Origin of the sequence: Agromyces sp. H17E-10, assembly GCF_022919715.1 — a bacterium.
Classification (GTDB): Bacteria; Actinomycetota; Actinomycetes; order Actinomycetales; family Microbacteriaceae; genus Agromyces.
The window spans coordinates 4,037,464-4,054,620 of the sequence record NZ_CP095042.1 but is presented as its reverse complement, the minus strand read 5'-3'; the positions used below and the strand labels follow the sequence as shown (position 1 = coordinate 4,054,620).

Genomic DNA, 17,157 nt, shown 5'->3' with positions numbered 1-17,157 from the left:
GCACAAGTTGAGCTTGTGCTCAACTCCAACTTGTGCAATTGTTCAACTCGGCCACCCACGAGGAGCTGGCCATCCCCCACTTCGAAGGGTGCTCAATGACGAACATCACCTGGCGTCGGTCCGCCGCCACGGCCGCTGCCCTCCTCACGGCCGGCATCATGCTCGCCGGTTGCACGGGCAAACCGCACGAGACGAACGGCACGACGGATGGACTCGACCTGCCGACCGCTGCCCCGCCCGCGACTACGGACGTCGACCTCGTCACCTGGAACCTCAGCGGCGGCGAGCCCGCAACACTCGATCCGGTCAAGGCCTTCTCCGGCTCAGATCTGCAGGTGAGCGCGAACCTCTGCGAAAGCCTGCTGACGATGACCGACACCGGTGACATCCAGCCCGGTCTCGCGAGCTCGATCGACCAGCCTTCCCCGACCGAGTACGTCGTGCACCTCCGCGACGGCGTCACCTTCACCGACGGCACGCCGATGACTTCTGACGATGTGGTCTACAGCCTCAATCGCATCCGTGACCCCGAAGCCGGCTCCTACTGGGGCTACTTCGCCGAGCGTGTCGAATCGGTGACCGCCGTCGACGCATCGACCGTGAAGATCGACATGTCGCAGCCGGACGCCGTCTTCTACCGAATGCTCGTCACCCCCGTAGGCCAGGTCATCCAGAAGGCCTTCGCAGAAGAGGCCGGCGAAACGTATGGCACGCCGACAGGTGGCGTGATGTGCACCGGCCCGTACACGCTGGCGAACTGGACCCCCGGCGACAGCATCACCCTCGAGGCGAACCCGAACTGGTGGAAGATCGGTCAGCAGCCGCTCCGGACCAAGTCCGCGAAGTTCACATTCCTCACCGAGGACGCCACGATCACCTCCGCGCTCGTCAACGGCGACATCGACGGATCGATGGACATCGCGAGCACCAGCCTCCCGCAGCTGCTCAACGCACCGAACGGGGAGATGTACGCCGGCCCCTCGACCAGGCAGTTCGTGATCATCCCGACTGATCTGAGCGCTGACAGCGCAAGCCCACTAGCCGACCCGAAGATCCGTCAGGCCCTCGCCAAGTCCATCGACTATCAGGGACTGCTCACCACCGTCTGGGCGGGTCTCAGCGAGCCGCTGCGCACCATCGTCCCGCCGGGAGCCTGGGGATACAGCAAGGAGATCTACCAGACCGCCTACGACGAGTTCAGCGACCCCGCCCGCGACATCGAAGGTGCCAAGGCGCTCCTGAAGGAAGCCGGCAACCCGAACCCCAAGATCGTGCTGGCCGTGCCGGCGGACTTCCCCCAGTACGTGACCATCGGCGAGAGCATCCAGAGCAACGCCAAGGATGCAGGGTTCGACATCGAATTGCGCGCCCTACCCGGTGCCGAGTCGAACGCACTGTTCTCAGACCCGGACGCCCGCGCCAAGGTCGACGCGTTCATCTCCGACTACTTCTCCGACATCCCGGACCCAACCGAGCTGTACATGCAGCTCGGAGTTCCCGATGGCGCCTCGAACTTCAACAGCTACGACAACCCCGAGGTTGCCGCGCTACTCGAGGAAGCACGTGGCACCGCCGATGACGACGCCCGCGCCGAGCTGACGGTGAAAGCACAAGCGACGATCACCGAGGATCTCGTCTGGATCCCGGTTTCCTACCCGCTGCAGAGCGTCTTCCTGAACAACCGCCTCGGCGGTATGACGGCAGCGTTCCCCGCGGCCCTGTACACCCCCTGGCTGGCCTTCCTCGGCGGCCGATAAGCAACGGAGAACCACACACGATGGACCTGACGAAGGCGCTCGCCTCGCTCACACCGGAATCCAGATTTCCCACGTTCCGACAGATCCTCGCAAGGATCGACGAGTTGGCGGGCGCCTTCCCAGGCGTGATCGCAGTGGACACCATCGGGTTCACCGCCGACGGAAACCCCCTGCGACGATTGCGCCTCGGAACGGGTGCTCGTCAAGCGGTCGTAATCGGCATGCCGCACCCCAACGAGCCGACCGGCAGCCTCGGCGCCCTCCAGTTGGTGGAGCTACTCTGCCGAAACCCACGAATGCGGGGTCAGCTCGGCTTCACCTGGCACGTCCTCCCCTGCGCCGATCCGGACGGCACCGCACTGAACGAGTCATGGTTCTACGGCCCGTTCACACGCGAGACCTACTCGGCCGGCATCTACCGCCCACCAATCGACGTCGACTTCGAGTGGACATTCCACCGCGCCGATCTGAACGAACCCGGGCTTGCGCCCACCCCCGGCTCGCGCGCCGTCATGGCGCTCATCGACGAAGTGCGCCCGGAGCTTCTCGTGTCGATGCACAACAACGAGGCTGGCGGGCTCTACGCCTATGCGACGCATGATGACGTCCCCATCGCCGCCGGATTCGAGCAGACAAGCCGACTCACCGGCCTCCCCGTCGACTGCGGCTTTGCCGAGGCCCCCGCCGATACGCTCGCGCCCGGAATATTTCTCGCCGAGCCGCTGCTTGACGGTGGAGCCATGATCAGCAGCACCGACTACGCGGGCAAGTACGGCACCTTCGGCGTGATCGTCGAACCCCCGCTGTGGATCGCACCGCAGGTCACCGATACTCGGCTCACGCACATCACCGCGGGCCGGCTCTACGACGAGATGGAGCTCGAACGCACCGAACTGCGCGAGGAGTACGCCGGGTGGCTCAGCACACTCGACCACGAAGTCGACCGGCACTCCACCCGGTGGGCCGCCATCGCTGCTGGCACCAAGAACCTCGAGCATCCGTGGCACCCGATGACCGATGAGGATCACCGCATGACCTTCGCCGAAGTGTCATCGGTCAAACGCCTCCGCGACCTCGAACGGCTCCGCTTGGCGGGTCACGTTGTGGCGGCCGTCGCGCACTCGCCTCACCGCATCTCCAAGGCGGAATCCCACGTACTCGGCCAAGCACGTGCCGCCCTCCGCCGTTGGTCTCTCGCTGCAGAAGGCGGCGAGTTCTGCGGCCTCGACCGAGCAGTCGCCGCCCACGTCGGCATTACTCTCACGTGCGCGGATGCCATCCGGGCACGAGGATAGACGACCACGCACTAAGGAAGGCAAGGAGCTTAGGAGATGGGGACTCGGGAGCATCCTCGAGCATCTGAAGGATCAATCGGAGAGCGGGCCGACCTCCGGCGGGCACCAGGTCTGTCCCTCGATTCTCCGTCTGAGCGCGCGTCGGCAAACCTGGGTGCCCCGGCTGGGCTGACGCGGATGCACATTGCACTGACCGCGCAAGATCTCACTGGTGTTCAGCGTCTCCTGCAGGTGCTCGCCCAGCGCGGCCACCTCCTCGCCAAAGCGGCCCTCGAGACACGCGGCACTCACCTGAGAATGGAGTTCACAGTCGATGTGATCCAGCCACAGCTCCTCCTCGACCGGCTCCACCGCATCATCAGTATCTACGACATCTGGCATACGTCCGAACCTGCGCGATAGGGCCGACTTGGTCGCGGTCGAGCGGCCGAGCAAGCGAACCGGCCTGCTGATCCGTAGCCCTCCTTGCTCGCGCGAACGGGGCCACCACGCGCACCTCCCAGTCGACCGTTCGATCGGCTGAGGAGTGGAACATGATCGACATCGACCCCAACGGGACCGGCCTACCCGGCATCGACCAACTGCGCACCATCGTCGGTGCTGTCATGACTATCGGCCTCATCTTGGCCGTGCTCGCGCTGATCATCGCCGCGATCGTCTGGGGATTCGGCGCGAACTCGTCGAATCCCCACCTCGCATCGAGGGGAAAGACCGGCGTCCTCATCGCATGCGGTGCCGCCGTCGTCTGCGGCGCGTCAGTGACGCTCACCAACTTCTTCTGGAACGTCGGCCAATCCGTCTGAGAGCGCCACCCCGTTCAGGGCTGCACGATGAGCGTCTGCGACATCCCAGTCATCGCCGAGGTCTGCACGACGGTCGGTGAGGGCACCGCGTCACTCGTCACAGCCCCCTTCGACTGGCTCGCCTCGGCGATGGGCTCAGCAGCGGCATGGATGTTCGAAGCCGTCTGGACCGCGTTCGACACCACGACACTCGTCGATGTCACCGAACCGAGCTACCTCGACGTCTTCAACGTCCTCTTCGGCGTCGCCGTGTTCGTCACCCTGCTGTTCTTCTTCCTCCAGCTCATCACCGGACTCATCCACCGCGACCCGACTGCAATCCCCCGCGCCGGCGTAGGTCTCGCCAAGTCGATCCTCGGCTCATTCGTCATCGTCAGCCTCACTGCCTTGCTGCTAGAGATCACCGACCAACTCTCGATCGGCATTGTGCAGGCAACGGGCAACACGATGGAAGGCATGGGCGACCGCATCGCTCTCCTCGCCGGAGGTCTCGTGACAGTCAACATCGCAGGCCCCGGCATCGGCGCGATCGTCACGATCTTCCTGTCCGCCCTCGCGATCAGCGCCGCTGCGATCGTGTGGTTCTCGCTGCTCATCCGCAAGGCGCTGCTGCTGGTCGCGCTCGTGTTCGGCCCGATCGCTCTGGCCGGGGCGACCTGGGAGGTCACGAAGGGATGGCTCGGCAAATGGATCGCGTTCGTCGCGGCGCTCATCTTGTCCAAGCTCGTCCTGGTCGTGATCTTCCTCGTCGCGATCGCGCAGGTTGCGGCACCGATCGATGCCGACCTCGCCTCGATCAGCGACCCGATCGCGGGAATCGTGCTGATGTTCGTCGCCGCATTCGCCCCCTACATCACCTACAAGTTCCTCAATTTCATCGGTGTCGACATGTACCACGCCATGTCGAGCGAGCAGGAGGCGAAGTCCGCTTTGAACCGGCCAGTGCCGGTGCCCGGTGGGCACGGGGTCGACGGTGCGAAGAAGATCCTCGACGGCGGAGGAAGCACCAAGGATGCCGCGGCCGGGAATCCGGCCCCGACCGGCGCAACCGCGGGCCACGCCGGCGGCCGAGCGGGAACCCCGACGGGCTCGGCGGGAGGATCTGGCTCAGCATCGAAGGCGGGGACGTCGGGCGGTACCGCCGCCAGTTCATCCGGCGCTGCTGGGCGCGGCGCTGCAGGTGCGGGCGCGGCTGCGGGACCGATGGGCATTGCCGCCGTTGCCGGCGCGCAGGTCGTCGGCGCAGCCGCGAAGGCCGGTCCGAGCGTTGGAAAGGCTGTCGCACAATCGGCCGATTCGCATTTCGGCGCCGCAGGCGACACCGTCCGACCGCCGACGGTGTCCCCTCCAGCGACTCGGACGAATGGGCCGCCCGCGGTGCCACCGAATCCACGAAAGGATGGCTGACCGGTGAAGCTAGAAACACAACATGACTACCGGCTCGCCACCGTGCAATTCTCGCGGCTGACTCGACGCGGCATCCTGCTCGGCCTGTCAACGCCACAGTTGGTCGCGCTGACAGTAGCTCTGCTCACGATCGCGACCGCGCTGTACTCGGCGGGCGCCGACGGAGTCGCATGGACCACACCGATCTGGGCCACCGCCGCGCTGACCGCAGCAGTCCCTGTCGGCGGACGCAAGATCGTCGAATGGGTGCCCGTCACGACCAAATGGACGCTACGCGTCATGCGAGGCCAGCTCACTTACCGGCGCCGCATCATGCGACCGCGTCCCGTCGGAACCCTCGCGCTGCCCGGCGATGCAGCCCCCCTCCGCGAATGGCGCGACCCAGAGTCCGGCGCCGTGATGATCCACGACCCTCATCAGCAGACCCTGACCGCGATCGTTGCGATCTCCCACCCAGCGTTCGCGCTCATTGATCCAGGCGAACAACACCGCCGAGTCCAGGCGTGGGGGCGCGTGCTCGCCGGCGCATGCCGCTCTGGACGAATCGCACGCATTCAGGTCAACGAACGCACGCTGCCTGACTCCGGCACCGGGCTTGCCGAGTGGTGGGAGCAACACGGCCTCGAAGACGATTCGTGGGCCGCCGGGACCTATCGCGAACTCATTGAACGCGCCGGACCCGCCGGCGAGCGCCATGCGACCACGATAAGCCTCGCACTCGACCTGACCGCTGCGGCCCGGCAGGTGCGGTCGAACGGCGGCGGCATGCGCGGCGCCGCCGCAGTGCTCCGTCAGGAAATGGCAGCCCTCACGAGTGCGCTCCGCGCCGCAGATCTCGCGGTCGGCGGCTGGCTCACCGCTGACGACCTCGCCACAACGCTCCGAACCGCCTACGACCCGGTCGTCGGGGTCGAGCTCGAGCGGCATCCGACGATTGGCCGCGATCTCGCCGCCGCCGGCCCCGTCGCAGTCATCGAGTCCTGGGACCGGCTCCGCACCGACACGGCGTTCCATGCCGTCCTCTGGATCAGTGAATGGCCCCGGTCGCAGGTCTATCCCGGCTTCCTCGCCCCGCTCGTCTACACGAACGGCATCCTCCGCACGCTCAGCTTGCACTATCTCCCCGTCAGCGCGGACAAGGCCGCGCGCGACCTCCGAAAGAAGAAGACCGAGCTCGTCAGCGACGCCCATCAACGCCGCCGAATCGGCCAGATCGAGGATGCCTCCGCCACGGCAGAGTACGGCGACGTGCTCCAACAGGAAGCCGATCTCACCGCTGGTCACGGGGTGCTCCGCGTTACCGGGCTCATCTCGGTGACGGCGTCAACCGCCGACGAGCTCGACGCAGCGATAGCCACGATCGAACAAGCTGCGATTCAAGCGTCATGCGAGGTGCGGCGACTCGTCGCACAGCAAGCGCAAGCCTTCACGGCGGCGGCGCTGCCTCTGTGCCGCTGCCTTTAGTCAGCAGGTATCATCGCCGACGTGCTCCGCCTATCGTTCGCGCAACTCGCCAACCTCGGATTTGCGGCGCTTTCAAACGCCCGGACCCTTTTCGAAGACGCAGAACGACTACGCGCAGCAGAACGATTCACAAGCGCATACATTCTGCTTGGACTCGCCGCCGACGAGATCGGCAAGCACATTCTCGTTGTTGCCTTTCCAACCAGAGATGCATCGGATGCAGACTGGAAGAAGTTCTGGAGGCGGTTTCGCGCCCACGAGGAGAAGCTCGGGAATACCCTGTTCATCGATTGGTCGCTCGATCCGTTCGACGTCGACGAGCCTCCCAGCCGCAAAGACTTTCATCTCCGCCGGCTGGACGCGACCTACGTGGATTTCAGAGACGGTCGAGTTCAAGCTCCCCACGATTTCGTCGGTGCAGATGCAGTAGACGCGGCGCATGGATTGGTTAGTCGTCAGCTTGAGCGATGCGAGCAATTTACCTCAAGGACAACTCCGGCGAAGCTGGCCGCGACCATGGAGAGAGTTCATTCAGAACGGCTCCAAGCCGCTTCCCCTGTGGGCAGCCAGCACATACCTGGCCTTCGCAATCTCTCCACACTTATGCTTTCTGAGGAAGAGCTCGCGGCGATGGTCGAGGAGGCTGCGGTTATGTTCGGGCCTTCGAACAGAGCCAACCTCTTCAAGAAGCCCTAACCGATGTCTGGCGAGTAACGCAATCGGCGCCGAGCGCATCCACCCACGCCTCCGCGTGCGCGTCACCGAAGGAAGTCACGCCTTCCAAGGGCGGATCAACCCAATCGTGGCAGCCCTTTCGTCATGTGGGTGTCCGCCCCAGCCAGATCGGCATCGGAGAAATTCGCCCCTGCGAGATTCGCATTCCTAAAGGTCGCGCCAGCGAGCTTCGCACCACTCAGATTCGCGCCGCTCAGATTTGCCCCATTGAAGGTGGCAGGCTGAAGGTCCTCACCAAGTTCGTTCGCCCGAGCAAAGTACGCGTAGCTCAAGTCTGCGTCTATGAGGACTGCGTCCGAGAAGTTCGCGCCTGCAAGAAAGACGTCGTGAAGGTTCGCACCCGCGAGGTTGGCGCCAACGAATCTCGCCTCGCCCATGTTTGCGCCACGGAAATCCATGCCCGAAAGGTCACAACCAGAGAAATCGATGCCATACAAATTGGCGACCGGCCTACCCAGGCGAATATCTACGCCCGATATCGTCGCGCCTGACAGGTTCACGCCTTCGATGTGGGCACCGTTCAGGTTGGCCCCGTCCAATCGGGCATGCGAGAGATCGGTCGGGGACAACACACTCGGCAATCTTGTTCGAAGAGCCGCCTCAGCCTGCTCGATCTGATCGCGCGTCATGTTGTCGAGCACAAGCTTGGTCATGAAAGTGCCCGAAAGATTCGCTCGAGACAAGGCTGTTCGAGATAGGTCGCTCCCCCAGAACATTGCGCCTGCAAGATCGACCCCCGACAGATCCAGCCCGGAAAGGTCTGCATTCACCAGCGCAGCCCCCGCCAGCGACCTGCGGTCATTTACGGCGTCAATGACCGCCTCACGTAATGTCGATGCACGCTCGGAGCGATACATCGTGTAGTTCTCGGAATCCACGATCTCGAACAAGCGTTCTCCGTTCACTCACACGCCGGACACCATGGTTCTCCAGTATCGTCTCAAGTTCCTAGCGTGTGGACACGCCTTGCACACCTTTCATGCGAAGCATCCAGATTGGAGCTGTTCATGCATGTCTTCGAACGCGATGAGGCGTCGACGCGGTGGATCAGCATCGCCTTCCTGCAGGGTGAGGATGCCGAGGAGTTCCTCGAACTCATCGATGAGGAAGGCCCGATCTCCGCGATCTATCGCCTCAGCGAGCGCGACCTGGGCGACGAAAGCGTCGAGGCTGCCCTCGCGAACGGCTACGTGTACGACACCGTGCCCGCCGGAAGCACCGACCACACGATCGAACCGTTCGGGTCGCCTTATGCGCTGACGTACAGCGAGAAGTACGGATACGTCTCGCTCCTGCGCCGATACGAGGCGCAGCCTCAACCTGAGCCGGCGCCGGGCGGAGGAGCGCTGCTCGCGTTCGAACGGCCGACGCGGTCGATTGCCGGCGAATCACGCGCACCCACGTCCTCGGCGGCGCGAGGCTCGCGGATGGGGCATGGGGTGGCATTGTGATCGTCGGCGAGCGTCTACACACGTCGCCGCTGATCAACCCCCGCAACGAGCCACACCGTCTCCGGCGGGCACGCAAGCGCGCAGCATCCAGGATCGAACACGACGCCCGCAAATCGGCTGCCGGCACGAGGCGTGAACAATTCGAGGCCGAACGTGCGGCCGCCCGTGCAGCCGCCTACCTGCCACGATCCGGCGAGCTTGGCCCCGCCGCCCTCCGTACCCCGGGCCGGTTGAAGCTGCCGAAGCATCAGGACACCTCAGCGACCCTCGCAGGCCACTACCCGTTCCTCGCCGAGGGCGGGCTCGGCTCAGCGGGCGTCTTCGTCGGTCAGGACCTCTACTCGGGTGGATCATTCGTGTACGACCCGTGGGTGCTCTACCAGCAGGGCATGATCACCGCCCCGAACGTCGTGCTGGCTGGCATCGTCGGCTCGGGCAAGTCGTCGCTCGCGAAGTCGCTCTACACGCGGTCGCTGCCGTTCGGTCGGCGCGTGTACGTGCCTGGTGACCCGAAGGGAGAGCACTCCGTCGTGGCCGAGGCCGTCGGCGGCAAGGCGATCATCCTCGGCCACGGCCTCCGAAATCGGCTGAACCCGCTCGATGAGGGGCACAGGCCGAGCAATGCATCCGACGCTGAGTGGGCCGCCCAGCTCGCCGCACGCCGCCGTGAGCTCATCGGTGCGCTCGCCGAGACCGTGCTCGATCGCCCGCTCTCCCCGCTCGAGCACACCGCCATCGACCTCGCGCTCAACGACGCCGTGCGCAGCGCCGACGTGCCGATCCTGCCGATGGTCGTCGACCGCATCCTCGACCCGAGCATCACCACCGACCCCGACCGCCGCTTGGGCGAAGACGGACGTCTCGTCGGCCATGCGCTCCGCCGCCTCGTCGCGGGTGACCTCGCCGGCCTCTTCGACGGGCCGTCAACGGTTCGATTCGACCCGTCACTGCCGATGGTCTCGCTCGACCTCTCACGGGTGGCCGAGAATTCGACCCTGATCTCGGTGCTGATGACCTGCTCGTCAGCGTGGATGGAGTCAGCACTCTCCGATCCCGATGGCGGGCAGCGCTGGGTGGTTTACGACGAGGCCTGGCGACTCATGGCCTACCCGGCGCTGCTGCGTCGTATGGACGCTCAGTGGCGCCTCGCCCGGCACTTCGGCATCGCGAACATGCTGATCTTCCACAAGCTCTCCGACCTCGACAACGTCGGCGATTCCGGCTCCGCGATGCGCGCGCTCGCGTCATCCCTGCTCGCGAACGCCGAAACCCGCATCGTCTACCGGCAGGAACCCGACCAACTCGGCGCGACCGCGACGGCGCTGGGGCTCTCCAGCACCGAGCAGAAGCTCCTCCCAACCCTCGGCACCGGGCAAGGGCTCTGGCGCGTGAAAGACCGCAGCTTCGTGGTACAGCACCAGCTCCACCCCGAAGAGCTGACAGTGTTCGACACCACGGCCCGCATGATGGCGGGCGCTACACGGTGATCGGGGTGCCGCGTGCCGACGGCGACGCGGGTGCACCTTCCGTTCAACCGAGGAGGCCCCGTGACCACAGACGACGAACGTGACGCGAGGATGACGCTCGCCGCCGCATCCGAACCGGCCGACATCATCACCGGCACCCTCGTCAAACGCCTCGGCGCCTCCGAGGCCCTCGCGCTCGTGGATTCACGCACCGCCCTTCCGTCCGACATCGACCCGGCTGAGGGCGAGCTCTGGCGTCGACGGCTCGCTTCCCGGGTCACGCCTGGCGAGAACGAACGAATCCAGCGCCGAATGGAGCAGCACGAACTGCGCATGATCACTCCCGGCGACCAGCGCTGGCCCGCCGAGCTGAGCCAGCTCGGACCGAGCGAACCCCTCGCAATCTGGATACGAGGCGACATTGCACCGCTGAACGTCCCGCTGGAACAGCGAGTCGCAATGACCGGAGCGCGGGCCTCGACCTCATACGGCGATCGGATGGCGGCAGACATCGCAGCCGACCTGGCCGGCCGCGGGAAGGTGATCGTCACAGGAGGCGCGTACGGGATCGACGCTGCCGCACTCCGCAGCGCGACCGACATCGCTCCCGGGCACGCGATTGCCGTCCTCGCGGGTGGACTCGATCTGCCCTACCCCAGCGGCCACCACGACTTCTTCGCCCACGTCACCGACGCAGGGGGTCTTCTGCTCAGCGAACTCCCGCCGGGCACTGCGCCGACGAAATGGCGGTTCTTGCAGCGAGGCCGGCTCGTCGCCGTGCTGGGCAGCGCGACGATCGTCGTCGAGGCCGGTCGACGCTCGACCTCGCTGCACATCGCTGGGTTCGCGCACGCGCTCGGCCGTCCGGTCGGTGCCGTCCCTGGGCCGCTCACCTCGGTCGCGAGCGCCGGAGCGCATCGGCTGATCCAGGACGGCATCGCCAGCCTCGTCGTCAACGCCGCCGACATCATCGAACTGACCGACCCCGCCGCCAGATATGCGGCCGGCCGGCCGTTCGCCTACTCACACGCTCGCCGCAGTCGCCTCGTCGGCACCGGAATCGGTCGCTAGACGGATGAGCACCCAACGACACAGCACGGCGGGACTCGGCGACGAGCTCACCAACCTCGGCATGTTCGTGCTGGTCGGTGGTGCTGGACTCGCGCTCGTGCTCCGAGGCGCTGGAAGCGTCGCGGCATGGGCCACTGGCGTCACGCAACCAACCAGTGGCCCCGGGTCCGGCCTCGCCGTTCTCTTCCGGCCCGGCGAACCCGGCAGTGCGCTCGGCACCCCGAGCCTGCATCCGGTCGCCTACTGGGTTGCTGCCGGACTGCTCGTGTCGGCCGTCGCGGCGGCCGTGCTCTTGCTCGGGCGCGCGTTCCACACATCAACGCATGCCCACCGAATCGACCCGTTTCGGTACCCGGGAATCGCCACACGGTCCGAGATCGCCGATGCTGCATCGCACGCTGCGCTCATGCGGCGCGCCCGGCATCTCCGCCCGTCATTGACGGGTGCGACCCCCGCTGATGTCGGCTATCGACTCGGCAGCTCGCGGGGCGTCGAGGTGTGGGCGTCGGTCGAGGACTCGATCCTCGTCATCGGCCCGCCGCGCTCCGGCAAGGGCGCGCACATCGTCATCAACGCGATCCTGGATGCTCCCGGCCCTGTCGTGACGACCTCGACTCGCCCTGACAACCTCACGACCACTTTGCGCGCGCGAGCGCAGCAGGGGCCGGTCGCCGTATTCGACCCGCAGCACCTCGCTCCAGGCATCCCGGCAGGGCTTCGGTGGTCGCCCATTCGCGGCTGCGACGACCCGCTCACGGCGATGATCCGCGCGACCGGTTTGGCCGCCGGCACCGGTCTCGCCGCAGGTGGAGTCGAGAGCGGCAGCTTCTGGGAGGCCAAGACCCGCGTCGCCCTCCAAGCACTCCTCCATGCTGCCGCCCTCGACCATCGGACGCCCGTCGAACTGTTTCGCTGGACTCTCGACCCCGCGGCTGCAGCCGATGCTGTCGCGATCCTCACCGCCCACCCGGCCGCCGCGGTCGGATGGGGCGACTCATTGCAGGCGATGCTCGAAGCGGACCCGCGCACCCGTGACTCGATCTGGCAGGGCGTCTCCCTCTCGCTCGCCGCCCTCGCCGACCCGCGCGTGCTCGACGCCGTCTCCCCCAGCGACCAAGAGGAATTCCACCCCGAGGCGTTCCTCAGGAGCAACGGCACCCTCTACCTGCTCGCCACCAGTGCAGGCGCGAACAACGCCGCGTCGCTCGTCGCCGCGTTCCTCGAAGACGTCATCGAAACAGCCCGCCAGATCGCCGCCCGCAGCCCCGGCGCCCGCCTCGATCCTCCCCTACTGCTCGCCCTCGACGAGATCGGCAACCTCGCCCCGCTCCCCTCACTCCCCAGCCTCATGGCCGAAGGCGGTGGCACCGGCATCACGACGATGCCGGTGCTGCAATCCCTCGCCCAAGCCAGAACCAAGTGGTCCGACAGCGCAGCCAGCACGATCTGGGATGCCTCGATCGTCAAGATCGTCCTCGGCGGAGCATCCAACTCGAAAGACCTGCAGGATCTCTCCACCCTGATCGGCGACCGCGACGACCGAACCGACTCGACCACCATCGGCGACCGCGGGTCACGCTCCGCGCAGCGCTCGGTTCGCCGCGTGGCGACGATGCCACCCGACGCGATCCGCATGCTCCCTTTCGGCACCGGCCTCGTCCTGCTCCGCTCGGCCCCGCCCATCATTGCGCGCCTCCGCGCTTGGACCCGGCGGACCGACGGGAAGGCGGTCCGGGCAGGGCGTGTCGACGTCGAAGCGCTACTCCGCGCACCGACGCCGGCAGCGGCATCCGAACCGGAAGCCGACGAGGCGACCGATCCCGTCGAGTGAGGCTGCATCGAGCGGTGTGGATGCCGCGGCGGAGCGCTGAGCGCACCTCTTGGTGAGCGCGGATCGACGATCCGCCCGGCACAGGAAGGCACAGTCCCATGGCTCTGCACACTCAGCAATCGATCTCGGGCTTCATCGCGACCGAGCCCCGGCAGTCGGTCACCGAGCGCGGCGAGACTCGCTTCTACGCACGCATCGGCCAACCCAGGTTCCGCCGCGAAGACGACGGCACCTTCACCGAACTCGCACCCACGTTCCACGACCTCGTCGCCTACCGCGCCACTGCCGACCGAGCAATGGCCCGGTTCGCGAAGGGCGACAGCTTCGTCGCCGAAGGCTACGTCCGCACCTTCCAGGTCGAACACGACGGCGAGATCGTCGACCGAGAAGAGTTCGTCGCGAAGAAGCTCGGTCATGACCTCGCCCGCACCGAGTACGAAGTCGATCGCTCCCATCGGCACACTGCAGTGATTCAGGCGGATGCCACGACCAAGGCCCCTGACACCCTCGTGGCGGAGGGCGATCAGCCGCGAACCCACGAGAACGGCGGGCCGACAGCCTTCGGAAACGCCGTCCTCGGATTGTGATCGACGTGGTCGACGCATCGCGTGGCGCCGCGTCCGCCGACCAGGAGCCCCTGTTCGGCGGACGCACCTTCAACGAGGCCCTCTTCGACGACCATGCCTTCGACGGCGCCACCGAACCGCTGATCGCCGAGCCGCCGCATCCCGTCAACTGGAACCTGCTCACCGCGGAACAAGCCGAGACCGAATGGATCGAGCTGAACCGCTGGGTCAACTGGCTCCGCCGCACCTACGGTCTCCCGGCGTCGATCATCCCGCCGTTCTGGCACCGCCATCCCGAACTCGTGTGGGAGCTTTCGGCCCTGCACCTTCACTGGCTCAGTGCGTACGACCCAGACCAGCACGGCTCCGCACCATTCGGCTGGCATCGCGACTTCGCCGACGCTCGCAACCGCCTCCACGATTGGGTCGCCACTTCCGGAACCCGCCTCGACCGCGACCGCCCCACCCGCCAAACCGCGTGGCCGGGTGAGGCGCCGGCCGAGGCCATTGACGACGTCTCTATCGCGGACCGTGACGCCGACTTCGTTGAATTCGTCATCACGGATATCGAGCGGCGGCGTGCGGCCGACGGACAGTCATCCGATCCTCAGACAGGTTGTCGCCGCCCAAACGACCGTTGAAGCGGCGCGGGAGATCAGGCTCGCATGGCTCGGGCGACAAGCGGCACGGCGAGCCCCCGTGGCAGCCGAGGAAGCAGCGCAGCTGTGACCGCGTTCGCCGTGCCTGGCACGATGACGCTCGGGGGTTCCGGCGTGTCGAGTGCGCGCAGAATGGTCGCGACGACATCGGCGGGAGCGGCGTGCATCCTGTCGGGGCCGGGGATTCGACCACCATGGGCGCCGAACTCGGTGCGCGTCGTGCCTGGCATGACAGTGATGGCGCGGACACCGGTTCCCCTGAGCTCGACGTCGAGCGCGTAGGTAAAGCTGTAGACATACGTCTTGCTCGCTGAATATACGGCCATGTGCGGAGTGGGGATCGCTGCGGCGACGCTCGAGATGTTGACGACGATGCCGCTGCCGTTCGTGACCATGTCGGCGCCGTAGCGGCGGGACAGTCCTGTGAGTGCGAGCACATTCAGGCGCAACAATTCGTCGAGACGCTCCGCTTCGGTTTCGATCACGTCGGCGTCGGTGCCGATTCCGGCGTTGTTGACGAGCACGTGTATGCGAAGGCCGTGAGTTCTCGTATGAAGCCGCTCCGCCGCATCCGGTTCACTCAGGTCCATCAGGATGACCGTCACGTCGACCGACGCAGTTCTGCGGATGCGTTCGGCGACTTCGAGGAGGCGGTCCCCACGGCGGGCGACGAGGACCAGGTCCAGCCCGCGTTCGGCGAGCTGCACGGCGAGTTCGGCCCCGATCCCGGAGCTCGCTCCGGTCACGAGCGCACGCATGCCGCGTGCGAGTCCGGGTGCCTCGTGCGCGCTGTCGAGCCCCTCGTTCATGAACGGTCCCTCTCTAACTGGGAGCCGCCGGCACCGGCGGCCGCAACATTTCGGAGGGCAACCTCCACGGCTTCCGTCACAGGAAGGTGGTGGGGGACGACGAAGCCGCGCTCGTCGGCTGCGAGCGGTTCGAGCGCCTCGAGTTGCGAGGCGAGCATCGACGCGGGCATGAAATGACCGGTTCGCTTGGTGATGCGTTCGGTGAGCTCGGCCTCGGTGCCGTGCACGTGCACGAACGCGAGGTCTGTCTCGCTGGCCCGAATGAGGAACTCGCGATATCTCCGCTTGAGGGCAGAGCAGGAGACCACGATGGCGCGTCCCTCGGCATGCTCGTCGTGCGCCCGAGCTGCTACGCGGGCGAGCCAGGGCCACCGGTCGTCATCGGTGAGTGGGATCCCGGCGGCCATCTGAGCCTTCGCCTCTGGCGAGTGCAGGTCATCTGCCTCGATGAACACTCCGTCGATCCGGTCGGCGAGGGCTGCGGCGAGGGTCGACTTGCCGGCACCGGCAACCCCCATGACGACGATCGCCGCGGGCGGGACAGGCGCAACCGGGTCAGCACCGGTCGCCCCGATTCGTTCGGTCATCTCGGTCACCAGTCGTGGACCGTTCCGTCGAGGAGCCGGTTGTAGGGCAGGTAGGCCTGCTCGTACGGGTACTTGCCAGCCTCGTCGATGTTCAGCTCGACCCCGAGGCCGGGTTGGTCGCCGGGATGCAGGTATCCATCCGTCCAGGTGAAGGACTGCTCGAACACCTGATCGGTCTTCGCCCCGTGCTTCATGTACTCCTGGATGCCGAAGTTGTGGATCGACAGACCCAGGTGCATGGCTGCGGCCATACCGACCGGGCTGATGTCGGTCGGGCCGTGCATGCCGGATTTGACCTGATACATCGCCGCGTAGTCGAGCGTCTTCTTGAGCGGGGAGATGCCGCCCATGTGCGTGACCGCGCCGCGCACGTAGTCGATGAGCTGGTCGCGAATGATGTCCTTGAAGTCCCAGACGGTGTTGAAGATCTCGCCGATCGCGAGCGGTGTCGTGGTGTGCTGGCGCACGAGGCGCAGCGCTTCTTGGTTCTCGGCCGGGGTGCAGTCCTCGAGCCAGAACAGGTCATACGGTTCGAGGTCCTTGCCGAGTCGTGCAGCCTGGATGGGGGTCATCCGGTGGTGCCCGTCGTGCAGCAACGGCAGATCCGGTCCGAACTCATTGCGGACCGCCTCGAACACGCCGGGCAGGTGGTTCAAGTAGGCGCGGGTGTCCCAGTCCTCCTCCACGGGCTTGGCGCCGCGCCGCGCAGGCTCGTGGTCGTAGCGCACCGTCGCGTCGCCGACATCGGCGCCTTGCGCCGCGATGCCGTAGATCGCCTTCAGCGTTGGCACACCGGTCTGCACGCGGATCGCCTTGTACCCCTGCTCCTGGTGCGCCCGGATCGAGTCGAACAGTTCGGGCAGTTCCTTGCCCGACGCGTGTCCGTAGGCCATGAGCCCGTTGCGGGAGGCACCACCGAGGAGTTGGTAGACGGGCATGTCTGCGGCCTTGCCCTTGATGTCCCACAGCGCCATGTCGACGGCTGCGATCGCGGCCATCGTGACTGGCCCGCGACGCCAGTACGCCGAGCGGTACAGGAACTGCCAGGTGTCCTCGGTGCGGCTCGCGTCGCTGCCGATGAGCAGCGGCACGACGTGCTCCTGCAGATAGGCGACGACGGCGAGTTCGCGCCCGTTGAGGGTCGCGTCACCGAGGCCGGTGTGCCCCTCGTCGGTCGTCAGCTTGAGCGTGACGAAGTTCCGGTCGGGGCTGGTCACGATGACTTCAGCCTTGTCGATGATCATGAGGGCCTTCCG

The 17,157-nt window shown here is 66.3% G+C and carries 17 protein-coding genes; 12 read left to right on the top strand and 5 right to left on the bottom strand.

Features of this window, described 5'->3' with window-relative positions; genetic code table 11:
• Window positions 1-95: 95 nt before the first annotated feature.
• Together MUN74_RS18295 and MUN74_RS18290 are read left to right on the top strand one after the other, a co-directional pair.
• The gene (locus MUN74_RS18295) at window positions 96-1,757 is read left to right on the top strand and encodes an ABC transporter substrate-binding protein (RefSeq protein WP_244854034.1); all 1,662 of its coding nucleotides are present in this window, start codon (window positions 96-98) and stop codon (window positions 1,755-1,757) included.
• Window positions 1,758-1,777: 20 nt separating this feature from the next.
• Entirely contained in the window at window positions 1,778-3,052 is a 1,275-nt protein-coding gene (locus MUN74_RS18290) for a M14 family zinc carboxypeptidase (RefSeq protein ID WP_244854033.1), read from the top strand.
• A gap of 72 nt (window positions 3,053-3,124) precedes the next feature.
• On the opposite strand, the gene MUN74_RS18285 is transcribed toward MUN74_RS18290, so the two are convergent.
• Window positions 3,125-3,433, bottom strand: coding sequence for a hypothetical protein (locus tag MUN74_RS18285; protein WP_244854032.1), 309 nt, complete (start codon window positions 3,431-3,433; stop codon window positions 3,125-3,127).
• A 152-nt stretch (window positions 3,434-3,585) separates the two neighbouring features.
• On the opposite strand from MUN74_RS18285, the gene MUN74_RS18280 reads away from it, so the two are divergent.
• Genes MUN74_RS18280 through MUN74_RS18265 form a run of 4 tightly spaced genes read left to right on the top strand, consistent with a single transcriptional unit; the run spans window position 3,586 to window position 7,422 of the window.
• Window positions 3,586-3,855 carry a DUF6112 family protein gene (locus MUN74_RS18280; protein WP_244854031.1) on the top strand — a complete coding sequence of 90 codons (270 nt, stop codon included), beginning with the start codon at window positions 3,586-3,588 and terminating at the stop codon, window positions 3,853-3,855.
• A gap of 27 nt (window positions 3,856-3,882) precedes the next feature.
• Entirely contained in the window at window positions 3,883-5,262 is a 1,380-nt protein-coding gene (locus MUN74_RS18275; RefSeq protein ID WP_244854030.1) for a conjugal transfer protein TrbL, read from the top strand.
• Window positions 5,263-5,265: 3 nt separating this feature from the next.
• Complete coding sequence (locus MUN74_RS18270; RefSeq protein WP_244854029.1) at window positions 5,266-6,726, top strand: SCO6880 family protein; 1,461 nt, start codon at window positions 5,266-5,268, stop codon at window positions 6,724-6,726.
• Window positions 6,727-6,747: 21 nt separating this feature from the next.
• The gene (locus tag MUN74_RS18265) at window positions 6,748-7,422 is read left to right on the top strand and encodes an AbiV family abortive infection protein (protein ID WP_244854028.1); all 675 of its coding nucleotides are present in this window, start codon (window positions 6,748-6,750) and stop codon (window positions 7,420-7,422) included.
• A 95-nt stretch (window positions 7,423-7,517) separates the two neighbouring features.
• Here the strand turns inward: MUN74_RS18265 and MUN74_RS18260 are convergent, their stop codons facing one another.
• Window positions 7,518-8,351: a pentapeptide repeat-containing protein gene (locus tag MUN74_RS18260; RefSeq protein ID WP_244854027.1), complete on the bottom strand. Its 834-nt coding sequence runs from the start codon at window positions 8,349-8,351 to the stop codon at window positions 7,518-7,520.
• Between the two features lie 105 nt (window positions 8,352-8,456).
• On the opposite strand from MUN74_RS18260, the gene MUN74_RS18255 reads away from it, so the two are divergent.
• The 6 genes from MUN74_RS18255 to MUN74_RS18230 all read left to right on the top strand — a co-directional run bounded on the left by MUN74_RS18255 (window position 8,457) and on the right by MUN74_RS18230 (window position 14,487).
• Window positions 8,457-8,912: a hypothetical protein gene (locus MUN74_RS18255; RefSeq protein WP_244854026.1), complete on the top strand. Its 456-nt coding sequence runs from the start codon at window positions 8,457-8,459 to the stop codon at window positions 8,910-8,912.
• Window positions 8,909-10,399, top strand: coding sequence for an ATP-binding protein (locus MUN74_RS18250; protein ID WP_244854025.1), 1,491 nt, complete (start codon window positions 8,909-8,911; stop codon window positions 10,397-10,399). The genes MUN74_RS18255 and MUN74_RS18250 overlap by 4 nt, the downstream gene beginning before the upstream one ends.
• Window positions 10,400-10,459: 60 nt before the next feature.
• The gene (locus MUN74_RS18245; RefSeq protein ID WP_244854024.1) at window positions 10,460-11,449 is read left to right on the top strand and encodes a DNA-processing protein DprA; all 990 of its coding nucleotides are present in this window, start codon (window positions 10,460-10,462) and stop codon (window positions 11,447-11,449) included.
• 4 nt (window positions 11,450-11,453) lie between these two features.
• Window positions 11,454-13,280: a type IV secretory system conjugative DNA transfer family protein gene (locus MUN74_RS18240; protein ID WP_244854023.1), complete on the top strand. Its 1,827-nt coding sequence runs from the start codon at window positions 11,454-11,456 to the stop codon at window positions 13,278-13,280.
• A gap of 98 nt (window positions 13,281-13,378) precedes the next feature.
• Entirely contained in the window at window positions 13,379-13,867 is a 489-nt protein-coding gene (locus tag MUN74_RS18235; RefSeq protein WP_244854022.1) for a single-stranded DNA-binding protein, read from the top strand.
• A 50-nt stretch (window positions 13,868-13,917) separates the two neighbouring features.
• Complete coding sequence (locus tag MUN74_RS18230) at window positions 13,918-14,487, top strand: hypothetical protein (RefSeq protein WP_370647391.1); 570 nt, start codon at window positions 13,918-13,920, stop codon at window positions 14,485-14,487.
• Between the two features lie 14 nt (window positions 14,488-14,501).
• Here MUN74_RS18230 and MUN74_RS18225 read toward each other — a convergent pair whose 3' ends face one another.
• Genes MUN74_RS18225 through manD form a run of 3 tightly spaced genes read right to left on the bottom strand, consistent with a single transcriptional unit; the run spans window position 14,502 to window position 17,145 of the window.
• Window positions 14,502-15,251 (bottom strand): SDR family NAD(P)-dependent oxidoreductase, encoded by a 750-nt coding sequence (locus MUN74_RS18225; RefSeq protein ID WP_244854020.1) that lies wholly within the window; start codon window positions 15,249-15,251, stop codon window positions 14,502-14,504.
• A gap of 59 nt (window positions 15,252-15,310) precedes the next feature.
• The gene (locus tag MUN74_RS18220) at window positions 15,311-15,901 is read right to left on the bottom strand and encodes a gluconokinase (protein WP_244856494.1); all 591 of its coding nucleotides are present in this window, start codon (window positions 15,899-15,901) and stop codon (window positions 15,311-15,313) included.
• 5 nt (window positions 15,902-15,906) lie between these two features.
• Window positions 15,907-17,145: a D-mannonate dehydratase ManD gene (gene manD, locus MUN74_RS18215; protein WP_244854019.1), complete on the bottom strand. Its 1,239-nt coding sequence runs from the start codon at window positions 17,143-17,145 to the stop codon at window positions 15,907-15,909.
• Window positions 17,146-17,157 lie beyond the last annotated feature (12 nt).

Bases quoted from the DNA above. Each gene is read 5' to 3' on its own strand.
- manD (WP_244854019.1), bottom strand. From the start codon at position 17,145: ATGATCATCGACAAGGCTGAAGTCATCGTGACCAGCCCCGACCGGAAC.
- MUN74_RS18235 (WP_244854022.1), top strand. From the start codon at position 13,379: ATGGCTCTGCACACTCAGCAATCGATCTCGGGCTTCATCGCGACCGAG.
- MUN74_RS18220 (WP_244856494.1), bottom strand. From the start codon at position 15,901: ATGACCGAACGAATCGGGGCGACCGGTGCTGACCCGGTTGCGCCTGTC.
- MUN74_RS18275 (WP_244854030.1), top strand. From the start codon at position 3,883: ATGAGCGTCTGCGACATCCCAGTCATCGCCGAGGTCTGCACGACGGTC.
- MUN74_RS18240 (WP_244854023.1), top strand. From the start codon at position 11,454: ATGAGCACCCAACGACACAGCACGGCGGGACTCGGCGACGAGCTCACC.
- MUN74_RS18290 (WP_244854033.1), top strand. From the start codon at position 1,778: ATGGACCTGACGAAGGCGCTCGCCTCGCTCACACCGGAATCCAGATTT.
- MUN74_RS18285 (WP_244854032.1), bottom strand. From the start codon at position 3,433: ATGCCAGATGTCGTAGATACTGATGATGCGGTGGAGCCGGTCGAGGAG.
- MUN74_RS18295 (WP_244854034.1), top strand. From the start codon at position 96: ATGACGAACATCACCTGGCGTCGGTCCGCCGCCACGGCCGCTGCCCTC.
- MUN74_RS18280 (WP_244854031.1), top strand. From the start codon at position 3,586: ATGATCGACATCGACCCCAACGGGACCGGCCTACCCGGCATCGACCAA.